At 42.0% G+C, this 16065-nt stretch carries 13 protein-coding genes and 2 pseudogenes; 7 read left to right on the plus strand and 8 right to left on the minus strand.

The annotated features are described in order from the left end of the window. Positions 1-252: 252 nt before the first annotated feature. A complete protein-coding gene (locus MHB71_RS08610; RefSeq protein ID WP_340030144.1) occupies positions 253-1758 on the minus strand; it encodes an FAD-dependent monooxygenase in 1506 nt (501 codons plus the stop codon). A gap of 165 nt (positions 1759-1923) precedes the next feature. Here MHB71_RS08610 and MHB71_RS08615 point away from each other — a divergent pair, with 165 nt between their 5' ends. After that, the gene (locus tag MHB71_RS08615) at positions 1924-2493 is read left to right on the plus strand and encodes a TetR/AcrR family transcriptional regulator (protein WP_076327468.1); all 570 of its coding nucleotides are present in this window, start codon (positions 1924-1926) and stop codon (positions 2491-2493) included. Between the two features lie 302 nt (positions 2494-2795). On the opposite strand, the gene MHB71_RS08620 is transcribed toward MHB71_RS08615, so the two are convergent. Then, positions 2796-3161: a nuclear transport factor 2 family protein gene (locus tag MHB71_RS08620; RefSeq protein WP_245838029.1), complete on the minus strand. Its 366-nt coding sequence runs from the start codon at positions 3159-3161 to the stop codon at positions 2796-2798. 347 nt (positions 3162-3508) lie between these two features. Here MHB71_RS08620 and MHB71_RS08625 point away from each other — a divergent pair, with 347 nt between their 5' ends. From MHB71_RS08625 to MHB71_RS08635, 3 genes are all read left to right on the plus strand, one after another. Further along, complete coding sequence (locus tag MHB71_RS08625) at positions 3509-4471, plus strand: phosphatidylinositol-specific phospholipase C/glycerophosphodiester phosphodiesterase family protein (protein WP_340029312.1); 963 nt, start codon at positions 3509-3511, stop codon at positions 4469-4471. After that, positions 4458-5156: a response regulator transcription factor gene (locus MHB71_RS08630; protein WP_076317761.1), complete on the plus strand. Its 699-nt coding sequence runs from the start codon at positions 4458-4460 to the stop codon at positions 5154-5156. Before MHB71_RS08625 ends, MHB71_RS08630 begins: the two co-directional genes overlap by 14 nt. 391 nt (positions 5157-5547) lie before the next feature. Further along, positions 5548-6438 carry a HAMP domain-containing sensor histidine kinase gene (locus MHB71_RS08635; protein WP_340029313.1) on the plus strand — a complete coding sequence of 297 codons (891 nt, stop codon included), beginning with the start codon at positions 5548-5550 and terminating at the stop codon, positions 6436-6438. Positions 6439-6560: 122 nt separating this feature from the next. Here the strand turns inward: MHB71_RS08635 and MHB71_RS08640 are convergent, their stop codons facing one another. From MHB71_RS08640 to MHB71_RS08650, 3 genes are all read right to left on the minus strand, one after another. Then, on the minus strand, positions 6561-7265 hold the full coding sequence (locus MHB71_RS08640; protein ID WP_338706142.1) for a hypothetical protein: 705 nt from the start codon (positions 7263-7265) through the stop codon (positions 6561-6563). 101 nt (positions 7266-7366) lie between these two features. Beyond that, a complete protein-coding gene (locus MHB71_RS08645) occupies positions 7367-8731 on the minus strand; it encodes a HAMP domain-containing sensor histidine kinase (RefSeq protein WP_340029314.1) in 1365 nt (454 codons plus the stop codon). A gap of 71 nt (positions 8732-8802) precedes the next feature. Beyond that, positions 8803-9510 carry a response regulator transcription factor gene (locus tag MHB71_RS08650; protein WP_340029315.1) on the minus strand — a complete coding sequence of 236 codons (708 nt, stop codon included), beginning with the start codon at positions 9508-9510 and terminating at the stop codon, positions 8803-8805. A 156-nt stretch (positions 9511-9666) separates the two neighbouring features. On the opposite strand from MHB71_RS08650, the pseudogene MHB71_RS08655 reads away from it, so the two are divergent. Next, positions 9667-9777 (plus strand): annotated as a pseudogene (locus MHB71_RS08655) (GlsB/YeaQ/YmgE family stress response membrane protein); the annotation flags it as partial. A 124-nt stretch (positions 9778-9901) separates the two neighbouring features. Here the strand turns inward: MHB71_RS08655 and MHB71_RS08660 are convergent. Further along, on the minus strand, positions 9902-10837 hold the full coding sequence (locus MHB71_RS08660) for an NADP-dependent oxidoreductase (protein ID WP_340029316.1): 936 nt from the start codon (positions 10835-10837) through the stop codon (positions 9902-9904). A gap of 142 nt (positions 10838-10979) precedes the next feature. On the opposite strand from MHB71_RS08660, the pseudogene MHB71_RS08665 reads away from it, so the two are divergent. Next, positions 10980-11120: pseudogene (locus MHB71_RS08665) on the plus strand (nitroreductase family protein); the annotation flags it as partial. Positions 11121-11456: 336 nt separating this feature from the next. Beyond that, complete coding sequence (locus tag MHB71_RS08670) at positions 11457-13013, plus strand: BCCT family transporter (RefSeq protein ID WP_340029317.1); 1557 nt, start codon at positions 11457-11459, stop codon at positions 13011-13013. A 267-nt stretch (positions 13014-13280) separates the two neighbouring features. Here the strand turns inward: MHB71_RS08670 and MHB71_RS08675 are convergent, their stop codons facing one another. Both MHB71_RS08675 and MHB71_RS08680 read right to left on the minus strand, forming a co-directional pair. After that, entirely contained in the window at positions 13281-14909 is a 1629-nt protein-coding gene (locus MHB71_RS08675; protein WP_340029318.1) for a hypothetical protein, read from the minus strand. Continuing rightward, the gene (locus MHB71_RS08680) at positions 14893-15639 is read right to left on the minus strand and encodes an ABC transporter ATP-binding protein (protein ID WP_340029319.1); all 747 of its coding nucleotides are present in this window, start codon (positions 15637-15639) and stop codon (positions 14893-14895) included. The genes MHB71_RS08675 and MHB71_RS08680 overlap by 17 nt, the downstream gene beginning before the upstream one ends. Positions 15640-16065 lie beyond the last annotated feature (426 nt).

Raw genomic sequence — 16065 nt, forward strand, 5'->3', positions numbered from 1 at the left:
ACATAAAAGAAACACAGTGTTTCAAAGGATTGCTACATGCTAGCTCGAGGGTAACTTTACTTTTAATAAGCGGAATGGCTCCGGTCAAACAGGGTGCAGCCTCCTCACTTGCGAGCACCGTCACCTCGTTATTCAATTGTACGTCCTCATTCAAACACGAAAGAAACCCAAGGTCTATGAATCACCTGGGTTTCTCGACTATTAGTTGTGGTGGTTGTACTCACCCCTACACACAGCTTTTAAGTTGTTTTATTAGCTCATCGCAGGCTGAAGAGTTTCCAGCAGTTTCTTAATCTCTTCATCATAGTCCAGTTGGAATAATGGAATTACCTCATCTAATTTTTGCTGGTACAATTCCGGATCCTGGACACGAAGCGCTGCTCTTAATTCCATTTCTTCTTCTGAACCATTGTCGTTCAAAATCATGTCCAGGACATCCGCTTTGAAATATTCACTTGGAGGAAGGATCAAAGCATTCATCAGGAATTGCATAAAAAAGAGATGGTTATCTTTTTCCTGATCCGCTTTTTTCATCGCTTGCTTCGTAAATAAGTTGATATATTTCTGAGCAAAATCTACTCCTTTCAGTTCATAAGGCCCACCATGTTCTACCCCTCTCCAACGCAGGTCAGCCACGGAACTAAGCCACCAAGCCGGATCGATGGCCTGCTGCATACGCAGCAATACGTTCCGTTCAAACTGCGGATCGGGATGCAAGCGCTGTGCTTCCAAACATTTTCCTATAGTCTCAGCTTCGATCGCAGCAACTGTGATGCCTTGTCCATGAATTGGATCAAAGCTGCAAAATGCATCACCAAGGACAAGTAATCCAGATGGCCAATCTTCCATGAGTTCAAAATGCTGACGAACAGACTCGGATATACGGTATCCGCGCGGACCTTGCACAGGCTCCAACCGTTCCATCAACTCCACAATTTTATCTGAAGCAAACAAATGTTTGAGTTGTTCTTGAAACTCCTCTGGCTGAGTTGAAGGATATTCATCTCCTCCTGCGTTAAAAAGAATGAGTCCAGCGATATCATCCTCAATGCGCGTAAATATGCCTGCACGAATACCTTGCTCAGGATCTGAATCAGACATCACCCATTCGTTTGGAATAGAGGATTTAATTTTGTAATAGCGGGTGCTGTAACCAAGAGATACCTTCAACACCTCCGGTTCCGGCACAGACAATCCGATCTGTTCAAGCCATCTGATTAATTTGGAAGAACGTCCTGAGGCATCAATAACCATATCAGCTGGGAATTGTTTTTCACACTTTTCCCCGCGTCTTTCTTTTGTATAAATGCCTGTAATGGAACGCTTATCCTCAGACACCAGTAGCCCCGTAACTTCCGTATTCGTTAAGAAGCTTATATGAGAGATTTCCTGGATTCGCTTTCGTAGTACCCATTCCATCAAGGCTCTGCTGCTTGATGCAATTTTAAATGAAGAAGGATCCTCCTTATTAACTAATGTACCGTATTTATTGGTAACCACAAGCTTCTCTTCGTGTGAAGAGATGGCGCCTAATGCAATCAATTCTTCATTGTATCCTGGGAAGTAATGTTCAATAATCAGCCCACCACGTGGTTGTACACGGTGTGGATGAAAAGATTGAGGCACACCCTGTCGGTTATTTGGCTCCGAAGGGAATTCATCCCTCTCAATTACACATACTTCCTCATAATAATCAGCTAACATTCTTGCAGTAATTAATCCAGCAATCCCTGCTCCGATCACCACAGCTTTTTTCATGTCAGACACTGAAGATTCATCCTTTCTAGAAATTAGATTTTAATCTACACTTGTAGATCAATCAAAATATTACTTATAATACCAATATATAATCAAAATTTCTTTTATAGTAAGAATCAATATAGCGATGGTATATAGTTAAACTACGATATGGAAGTGGTGTAGATGAAAATCAATGAAAAAAAGCTTGATTTAAGAGTTGCCAGGACTCATAAATTGTTAATTACGGCCTTTAGAGATCTGTTATCTGAGCAAGGCAAACTATTCAGCAATATCACGATTAATGAGATATGTGATAAAGCAATGGTTCACCGTACAACGTTTTACAAACATTTTGAGGATAAATTTGCGCTGTTATCCGCTACCCTCACGTGGGTTCTTCAGGATTATTTACAAATGAGTATAGAAGATCGGCTTCGGCAGCCCTTGCAAAGCCTATCTAGATTCATGTTGGAGAATTTACTGGAGCCGATTGTTCAAAACCAGAAGAATGACAAGGGATTTACTGACTTTTTCAAAAACTATATCGGAGATATATCCAGAAGAGATTTTCTGGAATTAAAAAGAAGAGGTAAACCATTTTCACCTCCCATAGAACTCTTAGCCGAATATCATTCAGGGGTCATTAGTTTACTTGTGACGTGGTGGATATATCATCTTGAAGAAGATGTTACGGCAGAACAGATGGATGAGTATTACTATCAAATGGTTAACGAGAAAATCATGTTAGACTAGCATGAAGCTCATTCTACGCGACGTACCTAGCCAAGTTATCCAGCCTGACCTATTTTCACCACCAGAATAAGAAGGTATCTTATTGTTGAGATAAAATAAAAACCGATGGGCATTTTACTTATGTAAAGTCCCATCGGTTTCTTTAGTTTTAGGATAGTTCGGTTGAAGGCCACAGATGCTGTGAATCTAAAATATAAGTCGATAAAATTATGTCTACTGATCAAAAAAATGGGTTACTATGTAGCAAACTAGCAATGGTTGCTTACCAGAGGCCTATGAAGTAACAACCACCTATATTCATCTTACGAGTTATATTCATTGTAAGCATCTTCAGTCGTCTGCACGTTCTTCAGATACACGATCTGCCCTGACTCGTTCACACGCATAATATCTATACCCGCCTTCGCATACACCGTGCCATCTACTGCTTGCCCGCATACTGCCCAGTTAGTTCGATAACTGCCGTCGGGCTGAAGAACCCATGCATCCCACATATGTTTAATGTCTTTATTGTATTCATAAAAAGTCTTAATAACCACCTCGAATCCTGTACGACTGCTACCGTTTGAAACAATTTCAGCATTCTGCGTGAACAGGGATAACAAGTCCTTCATAGCCCGATCGTCAGTGCGAGATGCATCAAACAAGCGAAAATAATTATTTAACATCGTGATGTTTGCATCGGTGTTCAGAGAGTTGGTAGTATTGCCAGCGGTAAGGCCATAAATCTATCCTTTTCAAATTAAAAATTCAGATCTGTTAATACTTGTTGATTACCAAAACTCTTCTTAAACTCTGAAGTACCAATTTCATTTCATTCGGGGTCATTGAACAGTGCATACGGGGGGCGTGACTAGGCGGAAAGTTGTGACTGTGAATGTCTTCTCTTCAGTGAAGAAATCTCGTTTGGTAGTGAAATGTAAAAACTTCATAAATTCCTTCGTTTTTATACGACTCCTTCTTCATTTGCGTCCTGTAGTATGTCTTACATCGGGATAACGAAGGAGCACAACGAATGAAGAAAACGATAATGTTAACCTTACTCATAGTCATTACGGCAGGAATGATCTGGTTCAACTGGGGGCTTGTTAGGACAGGTCAGAATCAGCCGGACTCTACATTTGGCACCAGCGGTTGGCAGGAAAATAGGCTTATTGCACATGCATTTGGTGGAGTTAACGGTGCTAGCTACACCAATTCTTATGAGGCATTTATAACCAATTACAATAGAGGGTACCGTTTGTTTGAGGTTGATCTTGTGCAGACGACGGACGGGAAGCTTGTAGCCAGACATGATTGGTCGCAGAAGCTACAGCCGGATTTGGCCACTCATCGCGGACGAAACGTAACAAAGCATCAGTTTGCAAACTCGCTTATTATGGGAAGATTCCGCCCTCTTACCCTGCCGGACATACTGCAGATGATGCAGCAATATCCTGATTTTGACTTAATTGTGGATACGAAAGCAGGCAGCAAAGAGCAAATTCAGCAGCAGTTTGCGCATCTAGTCGATGAGGTTCGACGTACGGATCCTGCACTGCTCAACCGGATTATACCTGAAATTTTCAGCCCGGAAATGTATGACACGGTTATGGGAATCCACCCCTTTCCAAACAAAATATATTCACTTTACAAAACTGGCGCCTCCGCCGAAAGTATTGTAGAATTCGTAAGGGACAAACAACTGACAGCGGTCGCCATGCCTGTATACCGTGTGTATCTAAACCCCAATTTAGTTCCAACACTACATAAGTTTGGGGTAAAAAGCTATGTTCACACCGTCAACAGCAGACCGGTTATGCAGATTCTGTCCAGGTTCGGGGTGCATGGATTTTACACGGATCAGGAAAAATCACCAGAGGAGCTGATGCTTGCAGACGCTCCCCCAGGCCATGTTGAATTTTCGGAATACATGAGTTCCGGATTAGTAAATATAAGAAATATCGTGATGAAGGTGAGAAATAATGGCTATAAATAACATTCTTGTTGTAGACGATGAACCGGAAATTCGAGAAGCGCTCGTTATTTATTTGAAAAGCGAAGATGTGGATGTATTAACTGCCTCTAACGGATTGGAGGCGCTGGAAATTCTTGAACAAAAAACCATTCATCTTATTATCATGGACAACATGATGCCACAGCTCGATGGAATTAAAACGACATTTAAAATTCGTGAAAACAAAAATATACCGATCATTATGCTTTCCGCCAAGTCAGAAGATAGCGACAAGATTTTGGGACTCAACGTTGGGGCTGATGACTATATTACGAAACCGTTCAATCCTCTAGAGCTGATCGCTAGAGTCCGATCTCAGCTGCGCCGGTTTACGAATTTAGGTTCCTTCCAGTCAAACGGGGATGAGCTCATTCAAGTAAGAGGACTCGTGCTGAACAAAAGCTCGAAGACTGTTGAGATAGATGGAGAGGACGTCAGATTGACCCCGAAAGAATACAAAATTTTGGAGCTGCTGATGGAGAACAAGGGCAGAGTTTTCTCAATCGAAGAGATTTATGAGCGCGTGTGGAATGAACTGATCTTCACTTCAGAGAATACGGTTGCCGTACATGTGAGAAACATTCGTGAAAAAATTGAAATCAATCCCAAAGACCCAAAATATTTAAAGGTGGTATGGGGAATTGGATACAAAATCGAGAAAAAATAAAGCCGATCGGAAGGTTCCAATTGACCTTATTGTCATCATTGTCGCCGCGATTTTATGGAGCCTCGTGCTCATAAACAGGTATTCATACACGGGGTTGAGTCTGAGCTATTCAACTTCAAGTTATATCCAGACACTGCTTGCCTTAATTATTCTTTGCCTGCTGGCAAGCAGACTGTTTCTTTATTTTAAGGCACCCCATAGTAGGCGTTCCTTCTGGCATGGCAGTCTGCTGATGGATTACTTTCATGTTTGGAGGACCGGTCTTAGAGCAAGTTTACAAAACGGGAGACTAACGTTTGGCCTCATCATGATGCTTTTGCTAACCGCGATAGCCGGCATTTGTATTTGGCAGGCAGTCACATATTACGGACAGGGGTGGCTTCTACTTTATTTGTTGCTCTACGTGTTGTTCTTGGTTCCATATATACTTTCCAAGCTTAGAAGATTCATCGCCATTATCAACGGGAGCAAAGAGATTGCCGAAGGGAACATTCAGAACACAATTCAGGATACCGGCAAGGATGATCTATCCAAGCTTGCTGGCTATATTAACAATATGAAAGCCGGGTATCAAAGCGCGCTGGAGAATCAGATGAAGAGCGAACGGTTAAAAACAGAGCTGATTACCAACGTATCGCATGATTTGAAGACCCCACTTACTTCTATTATCAACTATGTTGATTTATTAAAAAAAGAAAATCTGTCTACAGAGACCACCCGATCCTATATTGAAACCCTGGACCGGAAGGCGCTACGGATGAAGCTGTTGATTGAAGACCTGTTCGAAATCTCAAAGATGGCCAGCGGTACAGTAGAGCTGGATATTGAGTACGTCGATGTCGCGACATTGTTGACACAGGCGATTGCCGAGTCCAACACCAGTATGGGACAAGCGTCGCCTGTGATTCGGGAGAGGATTGCGAAATTCCCGATCCATGCACATTTGGACGGCAATAAAATTTGGCGTGTATTCGAAAATTTAATTGGTAACGCGCAGAAATATTCGCTTCCGGGAACCAGAATCTATATTTATTTGGACGAGTCTGATGATCTGGTGCTATTCAAAATTCAAAATACTGCTGCTTATGAGATTGATTTTGCTGCGGAAGAGTTGTTCGAACGTTTCAAAAGAGCAGATGAATCCCGCCAGACAGAAGGCTCCGGCCTAGGGCTGTCCATTGTGAAAAGTATCGTTGAGCTGCACGGCGGGGAGATCAAAATCGAAATTCATGGTGATCAATTCAACGTTATTCTGCATTTGCCCAAGCAGCGCTTAATTTAAAAGTCCTAAAACTACGTTAACCCTCAATGCTCCTTTTCAGGAGTATGAGGGTTAACTTTTCATTTTTATCAGGTATTAAAGGTGAATCGTATGAATGGCTTACCAACATCGATTCCTAAATATTAGTCCAAAAGGCTGTAGATCTGAATGCTCTCCACCTTGGCATCCTTGATATGGAACGACATCACATCCACATAATTGGATGGCTCGTAACGGAAGTCATCCTCCTCATTAGGGGCTCCATCACCAAGCAGTTTCCCCTCAGGGTAGGCGTTTTTGAGTGTATCCAGGCTATCTCCTGCTTTAATGTTTCGCACTGTCGCGTACTTAGGATCTGTGATTTCGATATGAAAGATGGAGTCTTGTTTTCCCTCTGGTATACTGATTGTTTTAATCTCCAGACCAGGATACGTATAGACCTTTTCTGTAAAACCGATTAACGTATCCATGTTGGTTCCATCGTCGGCACTGTACGTATGAGATTTCAGGTTATCCGGTTTGCCCAGCATCTGTTCCATCTGATCTTCATTCGCTGTATCCGAAATCGCAATGGTGTGCTCATTATAGACAAAAGCAAGCTCCTTCAGCACCACATTACCTTCCTTCTCCATCGAACCTTCTTTAATAGCTTCAGTACCCTTTTCTTCCGAACTTTCGGAAGCAGGCGCAGGAGAATTGGTTGCTCCTTCGCCTTTGCTCTGTTCATTCGCTGTGTTCTGTCCGGTTGCTGGGGGCGTAGCATCATTGGACTGACAGCCCGCTAATGCCACCGTTAGTAGAGCACCTAGTACGATAACACCTGTTGCTTTGTTTATCAATTTCATCATGATCCCTCCATAAATGTGTGATTTGTTCTTATGAAGTGATTATAAATAAAACATTTGTTAGTCTCATAACAGAAATGTACCAATCTTGTAACGTTAATTATTTACCCGCGTGTTTCCGCACGGGGCAACACAATCGTAACGGTTGTTCCTTCCCCGATTTGACTTTCCATGTCAATATAACCATTAAACCGCTCGACAATCTCCTTGCAAATAGAAAGCCCAAGACCTGAACCGTTCGCTGTGCTAGCATTTTTGGCCCGGTAAAAACGTTCCTGCACTCGCTCCAGCTCCTCGCCCGAGATACCGATACCTTGATCACGTATCCGTATAACTACCTCGCTTGGCGTATGTTCCAAATTTAATTCGATCAGCGATGGACTGCCGGAATATTTGATGGCATTGTCCACAACGTTGGCGATTGCATGGGACATCAGCATTGGATTCACGTTGGCGTAAACTCTTGTTTTACCCTCATCATCCGGTTCTTCCTCCTCCTGACTAACTCTGATCTCTATCCCTTTATCCTTAGCCTTGGCACCCATACTCATTGCAACTTGCTGAATCAGTTCGTTCATCTCCGTTTTCTCGACTTCCAGTTCGTTAGAACCAGCCTTGTCGAATCGGGATAACAACAACAGTTCATTAATCAAACGTGTCAGCCGATCTGATTCCTGCAGCAGGTGAGCATAGATTTTTTGCAACTCCTTGTCCTCGTTCTCCCCTTCAACCAAGTACTGAGAGAAACCACGAATGGCTGCCAAGGGTGTTTTTAACTCGTGAGATACGTTGGAGACAAATTGTTTCTGGTACTGAATGTAGTCATGAAGCTGCCGCCCCATGGAATCCAGTCCATCTGCCAGCATGCCCAGTTCATCCTTCCGGTTGAGATGAACTCTCCGAAACTCCTGTCTAGAGAAACTTTGCGCAGCGCTAAGCAACAGTTTAATCGGCTTGGTTGTGTTACGGGCAATCCACAGGCTGGATAAGGTAATCAGCACAATAAATCCGCCTGCACCGACAAACAGGATATAACGGATTTGATCCATAATCGCATAAAAGTAGGAAATGTCCTCCACGAACTCATACACATAAGCGTTCTCGTAGAATTGATCCTGAATGGGCGTAGCAAAATAAAGCAGATGATTTTCCGTAACGGTGTAGGCATAACTGCCGCTCAGTGCTTTCTCAATATTCTTTTCAAAAATAAGAGGTTTGCCATCATTAATGATGATGCCATCCACGGCCAGGCCCAGCAACTGCTTGGAGCTGTCATAGATACGTACTTCCTTGCCCGAAGCTTTCAGCTTCTCTAGAGCAAGTCTGACAATTTCTTTTGTCTGCGGCTCTCCTGAGGATGACCTGTGCTGAGATAACACCTCACGGAAGGACAACTCGGACAGATCCGCTTTCTCCATCATCTGTTTCTCAATGGTAATGAAGCTGTAGTAATCGATGGCTTTATTCACCGCAAAAATGATGATGCCAAAGGACAGCACGGAGAAAAATAAATAATTCAGCAGTAACCGGGTTGCATACTTCAGGCCTCGCCACCTCCAAGTTGATAGCCAAATCCATAGATCGTCCTGACATACTTCGGTTCGTCTGCGTTATCCTCCAGCTTCTTCCGTAATCGCATGATGGTCATATCTACACTGCGACTGTCTCCCATAAAATCATATCCCCATCCGATCTGCAGCAGCTCATCCCGGGTAAAGATTTTGTCTGGCCTTTTGAGTAACGTTTCCAGAATTTTAAACTCTTTGGCCGTTAAAGACACGGGTACACCGTTTTTCAGCACCCTGCGGCTTTCCAGATCAAATGTCAGCTCTTCATGAATGATGCGTGTAGATTTCAATTCTGTACCTTCACTTGATTCTTCCTTGTTCTCGTTTCTTCTCAGAATGACCTTGATCCGAGCGAGCAATTCACGATTGTCAAAGGGTTTGGTCATGTAATCTTCCGCCCCTAGCTCTAGTCCCAACACTTTGTCGATTACCTCGTTTTTGGCAGAGAGCATGATCACAGGAACGGCACGTTTCCCGGTGATTTCCTTGCATAGGTCATATCCGGAGCAGTCAGGCAACATCAAATCAAGCACCACTATATCGGGTTGAAAAGAGTCGAGCAGCTGCAAGCCCGTTTTGCCGTCCTCTGCGGTCTGCACATCGTAGTTTTCTCGCCTTAGCACCAGCTCAATTAAATCTCGAATTGCGATTTCATCATCAATGACTAGGATTTTCTTCAACTGTACACCCCTATCTAGCCTTGTTTTCACCAGCTTCAATCAACTATTAACCCATCTTAGCACAGACACTTTAGATTCCTCCACCAACTGGAAGGTGAGGTATATTCCACTCAGCCGAACATAACTGTAATAAACTCGAAGAAAGGAGAAAAATCCATGGATCTGCTCTGGGTACTCATTGTTGGTGGACTTATTGGCTGGTTAAGCGGCAACTTGATTGGGCGGGACGTACCGGGTGGTGTACTTGGGAACATTATTGCGGGTTTTGCGGAGCCTTTCGAAGACGTTAACAAAGATAGGCGGAAACCGATCCCGTCGTTCATTAGTACAGGATGAACATAAAAAGACCGAAAGCATTCATCGATGGAAGATGAACACTTACGGTCCTTTTTTAAAATGTAATGACAATCTTACCTACAGCGTGGTGAGTTTCACTCAAAGCATGTGCATCATAAATCCCCTGTCTACTAAACGGGAATGTGGCCCCTACAATCGACTTTATCTTTTTCTCTTCCATCAGATCTGCCATTCTCTGCAATTGATCACCATCTGGCTGTAGCCAAATCCCCTTTGCTAAAACATTGTGAGACTTAGCAGTATCATGATTGGGTTCACCAACAATGGTAATCAGTCTTCCGGTATTTGGCTTAAGCACCTTATAGCTATTTTCAGCTACTTCTCCACCCATCGTGTCAAACACTAAATCTATATCTTTTAGAATCTCTTCAAAGTTTTCCTTTTTGTAATCAATGACCTGATCAGCACCTAAAGAATAAAGAAGTTCATGATTTTTTTCACTTGCTGTTGTAATAACATGAGCGCCGGCATTTTTTGCTAATTGAATGGCATACATACCTACACCACCAGCTCCAGCGTGAATAAGTACAGTTTCACCTTCTTTTAGATCGCCATGAGTAAACAGTACCTGCCATGCTGTTAAACCAGCCAAAGGTACAGCCGCAGCCTCCTCATATGAGATTGAATCAGGTAGTTTTGCCAGAAGGTGCTCATCAACTGCTGTATATTCAGCATACGAACCGAAACGTGTTGTATCAGGACGACTGAATACTCGATCTCCAACTTTCCATTTGCTAACGTTTGAACCGATTTCAGTTATGACCCCGGCTACATCCCAGCCTAAGATAATAGGAAATTCCCAATCATACATTTCTTTTAAGTAACCCTCTCTTAATTTCCAATCGATTGGATTAATGGATGTAGCCTCTAATTTTACAACCACTTGATTGGCTTCTGCCCTCGGTTTATTCACTTCCTGCTCAACTAACTCTTCTTTACTTCCATATTGATTAATCACAACTGCTTTCATTTTTGTATCACTCCTCTAAGCTAATAGCCTTTTACGTGCTATTCCTGATTATTTATTTGTATCTAGTCACTGGGGTTCATGCATATTATCCTTACTCATTTTTAAACAACCAGGATAAAATTATGCAAAAGCTTTAGGGATTTTGAGTTGTGTACACCAACAAATAAACGATTTTAACGAAATTATTTATGGACGCCGCTCCATTAAGATATACGATTCATCCGTAAAAATCAGCAGGGAAGAAATGACTCAAATCATCAATGAAGCTAGCACTGCCCCTTCCTGAATCAGTAAAGAAGAAGTTGCAATGATGACCGACATGCTTACACGCATGCAATATAATCTGAAGGATATGTAGATTTAAGATGACAGTCAGCCTTCTCCAGATATCTTTTCATAAATGAATAAAACTAGTTAGATGAGATGATACAATATCTAAGATTAACAAGAGATTATAGACCATATATTATTCATGCAAGTTCAAAACAAACCGCTGAGTGTTTCATTACATGGCGGTTTGTTTTAATTTATCAACAGCTAGCTTTTCGAAATATTACAAGTTGGACTAGCACATACTAAGGAAACAGTTGGCTGAAGCTTACATAATGGAGGTCTCATCATGGTATTTACAATCACAATTATCATCGTTGCACTGTTTGCAATATGGGGAGCCGTCGCTCCTGATCAGCTAGCGGATGTGGCTAATGTTGCCTACAACTTCTCTATTCAGAATTTTGGCTGGTTTTATTTGCTAGCGACACTGTTCTTCCTGATCTTTGCTTTTTATCTGGCGTTCAGCCGGTTTGGGGGTATTAGGCTTGGGGATGACGATGATGAGCCGGAGTATTCTACGATTTCCTGGCTGTCCATGCTGTTTAGCGCGGGTATGGGCATTGGGCTGGTTTTCTGGGGAGTTGCTGAACCACTGTCCCACTATTTATCTGCACCTGAGGGGGCGGTACCCGAAACAACGCAAGCAGCCATACTTTCAATGCGTTATTCCTTTTTCCACTGGGGGCTGCATCCTTGGGCTATCTATACCGTCATCGGCTTAGCACTTGCTTACTTCCAGTTCCGGAAAGGATACAAAGGGTTGATCAGTTCCACCTTTATTCCTCTGATCGGTGAGCGTCTTGCTGCAGGCTGGCTTGGTAAGGTTATTGATATTCTGGCGGTCATATCCACCATCTTTGGTGTTGCGACCTCGCTTGGATTGGGTGCTCTTCAGATCGGCGGGGGTCTGAATCACTTATTCGGTATTCCTAACTCGACTCTGTCTCAGGTTGTCATTATCATAGTTGTAACCGTACTGTTTTTAATCTCGGCAACCTCCGGTCTGGATAAAGGTATTAAGATTCTGAGCAACGTCAACCTCGTTATAGCTTTGTTATTGATGTTGTTTGTATTGGTGACTGGACCGACTTCTTTTATATTTGACACATTCACAACAACCTTGGGCAGTTACATGCAGAATATTATTAACATGAGTTTGAGACTGACGCCGTTCTCAAGAGAAACCTGGATTGGAGCATGGACGTTATTTTACTGGGCATGGTGGATCTCGTGGGCTCCTTTTGTCGGCACTTTTATCGCAAGGGTATCCAGAGGAAGAACCATAAAGGAATTTGTAATTTACGTCATGGTTATTCCAAGTCTTTTCGGATTTATCTGGTTCTCCGTCTTTGGCGGAACAGGACTTCACATGGAATTGTTCAATGCCGCTCATCTGGCGGAGGCTGTCAAGGAAGATACAACAACCGCTTTATTCCTTATGCTGGAGCAGCTGCCTTTGGGCACGATCGTGGCATTCATCGCCACAATGCTGATCATGATCTTCTTTATTACGTCGGCTGATTCAGCTACCTTTGTACTGGGCATGCTCACTTCAGATGGCAAACTGGACCCAAGTGCAAGAGTGAAATTAACTTGGGGAATCATGCAGTCCTCCATCGCGGTAGTACTGCTAATCAGCGGGGGGTTAACTGGCCTCCAGACAGCATCCATTGTAACCGCATTGCCGTTCGCTATTGTCCTTATCGGTATGTGTTTCTCCCTGCTCAAGGCTCTAAAGGCTGAGGACAAAGAGCGCCGTCAGAAGGAAAAACGGCAGCGCCAAAAGCTGAAACGACTGCTGGAGGAACAGGAAATCTCGCTGAATGAAATTTCCAGCAGGTAATATCTGCCTTGCCCTGGAACAAAATCATAGTAGATCGTTTGGCCAAGTCACTGCATTGTTTTCACTATTAGCTGTGTATACCGTTTCAACAAGTTGCAGAACTTGCCGAACATTCAACCCTTCTCTAAATCAAAAAAAGCATTGAATCTCTTCCCTCCTACATTACATAGGCTCTCGTGGGGGGTGAGACTCAATGCTTTTAGTGTTTATACCCGGGGATAATAACAAATTACAACGATAACGATCTCAAAACTTTAAATCGCCTTCTCATCTCACTCTAAAATTGTTTTGAGCATATTTGGATACGAGAAAGACAGCGCTGGATAGATAGGCTAAAGTCAACACCGTGATGACAGCCGTTAGTCCCCATAGTGTAGGACCTAGAAACATCGCCACAACAAAACTCAATGAAACAAGGCCGTTTACGAATGAGAAAAGAGGACTGTTGGTTTCCAACTCCGTTGTGTAGGGTTGAATTACATAGTATAACAACAGATGATGTACTGAGAAAAATACAGCCAGTGCAATGGTTATAACCCAGATAGGAAGTAGTAAACGTATATCCTGTCCTCCAGTTAATACAAGTATAGATACACTTATTACAGCTGCTAAACAAGAACCTAACTTTAGATTTATCCTTAATATACTTCTAAACCTTAACAGAAAATGCTTCTTCGCATGCTGGCGGTAAAATGGATAGCGCATCAGCGGCTTATCAACATGGTAGAATAGAGCCTTACAAATCTGGCCACCTACTGTCATATTTAGCATGACCATAATGATTAAAGGTGAGAATCTTTCAATTGAATTTAGTGAAAGATGATCTTTGAAAATGAGTACCAACAAAGGTAGGAGTATGCCTATGATCATAATAGCCAATAAACGTCTGTTGAACGGTGCACGCAGGAGAGCGGTGTGCCTGGTAACAAAAATTTCGTGTAATTGCTCATATCCCTTTTTTTCTAATGTGCGCTGCTCGTTGACATGAAGGTTAGACGAGGTTGGCCTGCTAAGATCATGTTCTTTTGACTGAACCATTCTCTGTTGAAGATCAGCCATCCGTATTTCTGGATTTAACAATGGATCAGCATGGTTTGTTACTGCGCGCACTGCAGATGTGAAATCCGTATGTTTTAGTAAAATATACCCACAGATAACCCCAGATAACGATATCAGTATCAAAAGCCCCGGTTGATCAAATATCACAGATCCAAATAGAGGAAGGTTCAGTTTTGTGAAAGGAAGGTAAGCAAAAGTCAGTGCCAGCAACATGCTCAAACTCGTAGCCCATGTTTTCTGTACAAGAATAATGCCTTTCCATTTAAATAATGCCAAATGTAAAAATTCACATATCACTCGCCAAAAAGTCATCATTCCCACAATCAGCAATGCATGAGTAATTGAGAATTTAAAGAGTACGGCAACCAGAGTCATTGCAATCCCTTGATAGATAAAAAATGTCGTATACCGATAAAATAGCGTAGCTCGCATAAATTTGGTTGGGCTTATCCGCATAAGGCGGATAGATGTATACTTCATTTTGTTTGATTCCAGCACTTTTGCACTCGTTACCCCAGCCATTACGCCACTTATGCAAAAATACATGTGAATAAGAAGGTTAAAATGCTCCGTACGATTAACTTCTTCCGTCCATAAGAGCATGGGCAATGCAAACATTCCCCCGAAATATAATAAGCTTTCCAATAACCCAGCGACAAATAATAAAATAACCGCAATTGCACCGATGGTACGTTTCGTCCGAAAAGCAGCATAAGTTTGTTCACTGATTAATTTCCCTACAAACGGTAACTTTTGCGTGAAATAGATCAAACGGTTGACCAACGTAATCATCTGTAACTGCCAGATGCGAGAAATTGTACTAATCATTCCCGTCATCGGCGTTCTCCTTCGTACTTCCATTTTGGCTTTCATCCCGTAATAATTCAATTACCTGCTCTTCAAAGTCGGGCTGAGTAAGGATTTCGGGTGAAATCCGTGTTAAACTCCCATGATTTAAAATAATTAACTCATCACACAGATCCGTTGCCAATTGCAATATATGGGTCGAGAAAATTAGGATATGATCTTTTTTTATATCACGTAACAATTGTTTCATCTCACTCGCAACGATGACATCAAAGGAAGTTAAAGGTTCGTCCAACAGAATCACTGTAGGTTTTATGAGTAAAAATAACAACATTTGAACTTTATTCTTCATTCCATGCGAGTAATGTTTAATGAGCTTATGTCGGTCATCCTGCGCAATGTGCATCATATCAAACAGGTCATCAATATTGTTTCCTCGTCCTTCAATTACATCTACGTTAACATCAATAAAAAAACGTACAAATTCATATCCCGTCAGAAATTCTGGTAACAGTGGCAATGAATAAACGTATCCTACATCATCCATTTCCAAGTCCCGCGATTTTGATTCGTTGACAAGTTTCATTTTGCCGCCATCCACTTGGATCTCGCCACCTAAACAATTGAATAACGTTGTTTTGCCGGCCCCATTGCGCCCAAGAAGGCCATAGATCTTTCCCTTTTCAAATTGAAAATTTAAATTAGTTAATACTTTTTTTTCACCAAAACTCTTCTCTACATTTTGTAAGACCAATTCCATTTATTTGTTCCTCGCTTTCAAACCAATTCATTATTTGTTTACCTGAAAATTCAATAAAACCAACCATGCCATTGTTCACGTTTTTATTCATATCCGATAATTGTATAGTTTTCATCCGTATCAATCCCTTCGATTTTTTTCATAAAAGGATATAACTAATCTTGGAAATAGACAATCACACTAAACTAATATTCTATTTCGAACGATATAATTCCTTGTATTTACATATAAAAGAGTATTTGATACAACACTACAAACGTCCCCCCCCAATATATTAATGCGTCATCTAAACAGTTCCCGGGTTAATCCCCGCAGACGTTAATTTAGATTTGGTTTGATATAACTGTTCCAAACTCGCTTTCTCCACTCCGGTTCAATAGAACGTGATGAGATTTTCTTGATAAAATTGTATTAAAAGGATAAAAT

It is taken from the genome of Paenibacillus sp. FSL H7-0940, from assembly GCF_037979415.1.
GTDB lineage: Bacteria > Bacillota > Bacilli > Paenibacillales > Paenibacillaceae > Paenibacillus > Paenibacillus amylolyticus.

What these genes read in the sequence shown, in the direction of transcription:
- MHB71_RS08640 (WP_338706142.1), bottom strand. Translation starts at nt 7,265, where the DNA reads ATGATGAAATTGATAAACAAAGCAACAGGTGTTATCGTACTAGGTGCT.
- MHB71_RS08610 (WP_340030144.1), bottom strand. Translation starts at nt 1,758, where the DNA reads ATGAAAAAAGCTGTGGTGATCGGAGCAGGGATTGCTGGATTAATTACT.
- MHB71_RS08680 (WP_340029319.1), bottom strand. Translation starts at nt 15,639, where the DNA reads ATGGAATTGGTCTTACAAAATGTAGAGAAGAGTTTTGGTGAAAAAAAA.
- MHB71_RS08670 (WP_340029317.1), top strand. Translation starts at nt 11,457, where the DNA reads ATGGTATTTACAATCACAATTATCATCGTTGCACTGTTTGCAATATGG.
- MHB71_RS08620 (WP_245838029.1), bottom strand. Translation starts at nt 3,161, where the DNA reads ATGTTAAATAATTATTTTCGCTTGTTTGATGCATCTCGCACTGACGAT.
- MHB71_RS08660 (WP_340029316.1), bottom strand. Translation starts at nt 10,837, where the DNA reads ATGAAAGCAGTTGTGATTAATCAATATGGAAGTAAAGAAGAGTTAGTT.
- MHB71_RS08630 (WP_076317761.1), top strand. Translation starts at nt 4,458, where the DNA reads ATGGCTATAAATAACATTCTTGTTGTAGACGATGAACCGGAAATTCGA.
- MHB71_RS08615 (WP_076327468.1), top strand. Translation starts at nt 1,924, where the DNA reads ATGAAAATCAATGAAAAAAAGCTTGATTTAAGAGTTGCCAGGACTCAT.
- MHB71_RS08675 (WP_340029318.1), bottom strand. Translation starts at nt 14,909, where the DNA reads ATGACGGGAATGATTAGTACAATTTCTCGCATCTGGCAGTTACAGATG.
- MHB71_RS08625 (WP_340029312.1), top strand. Translation starts at nt 3,509, where the DNA reads ATGAAGAAAACGATAATGTTAACCTTACTCATAGTCATTACGGCAGGA.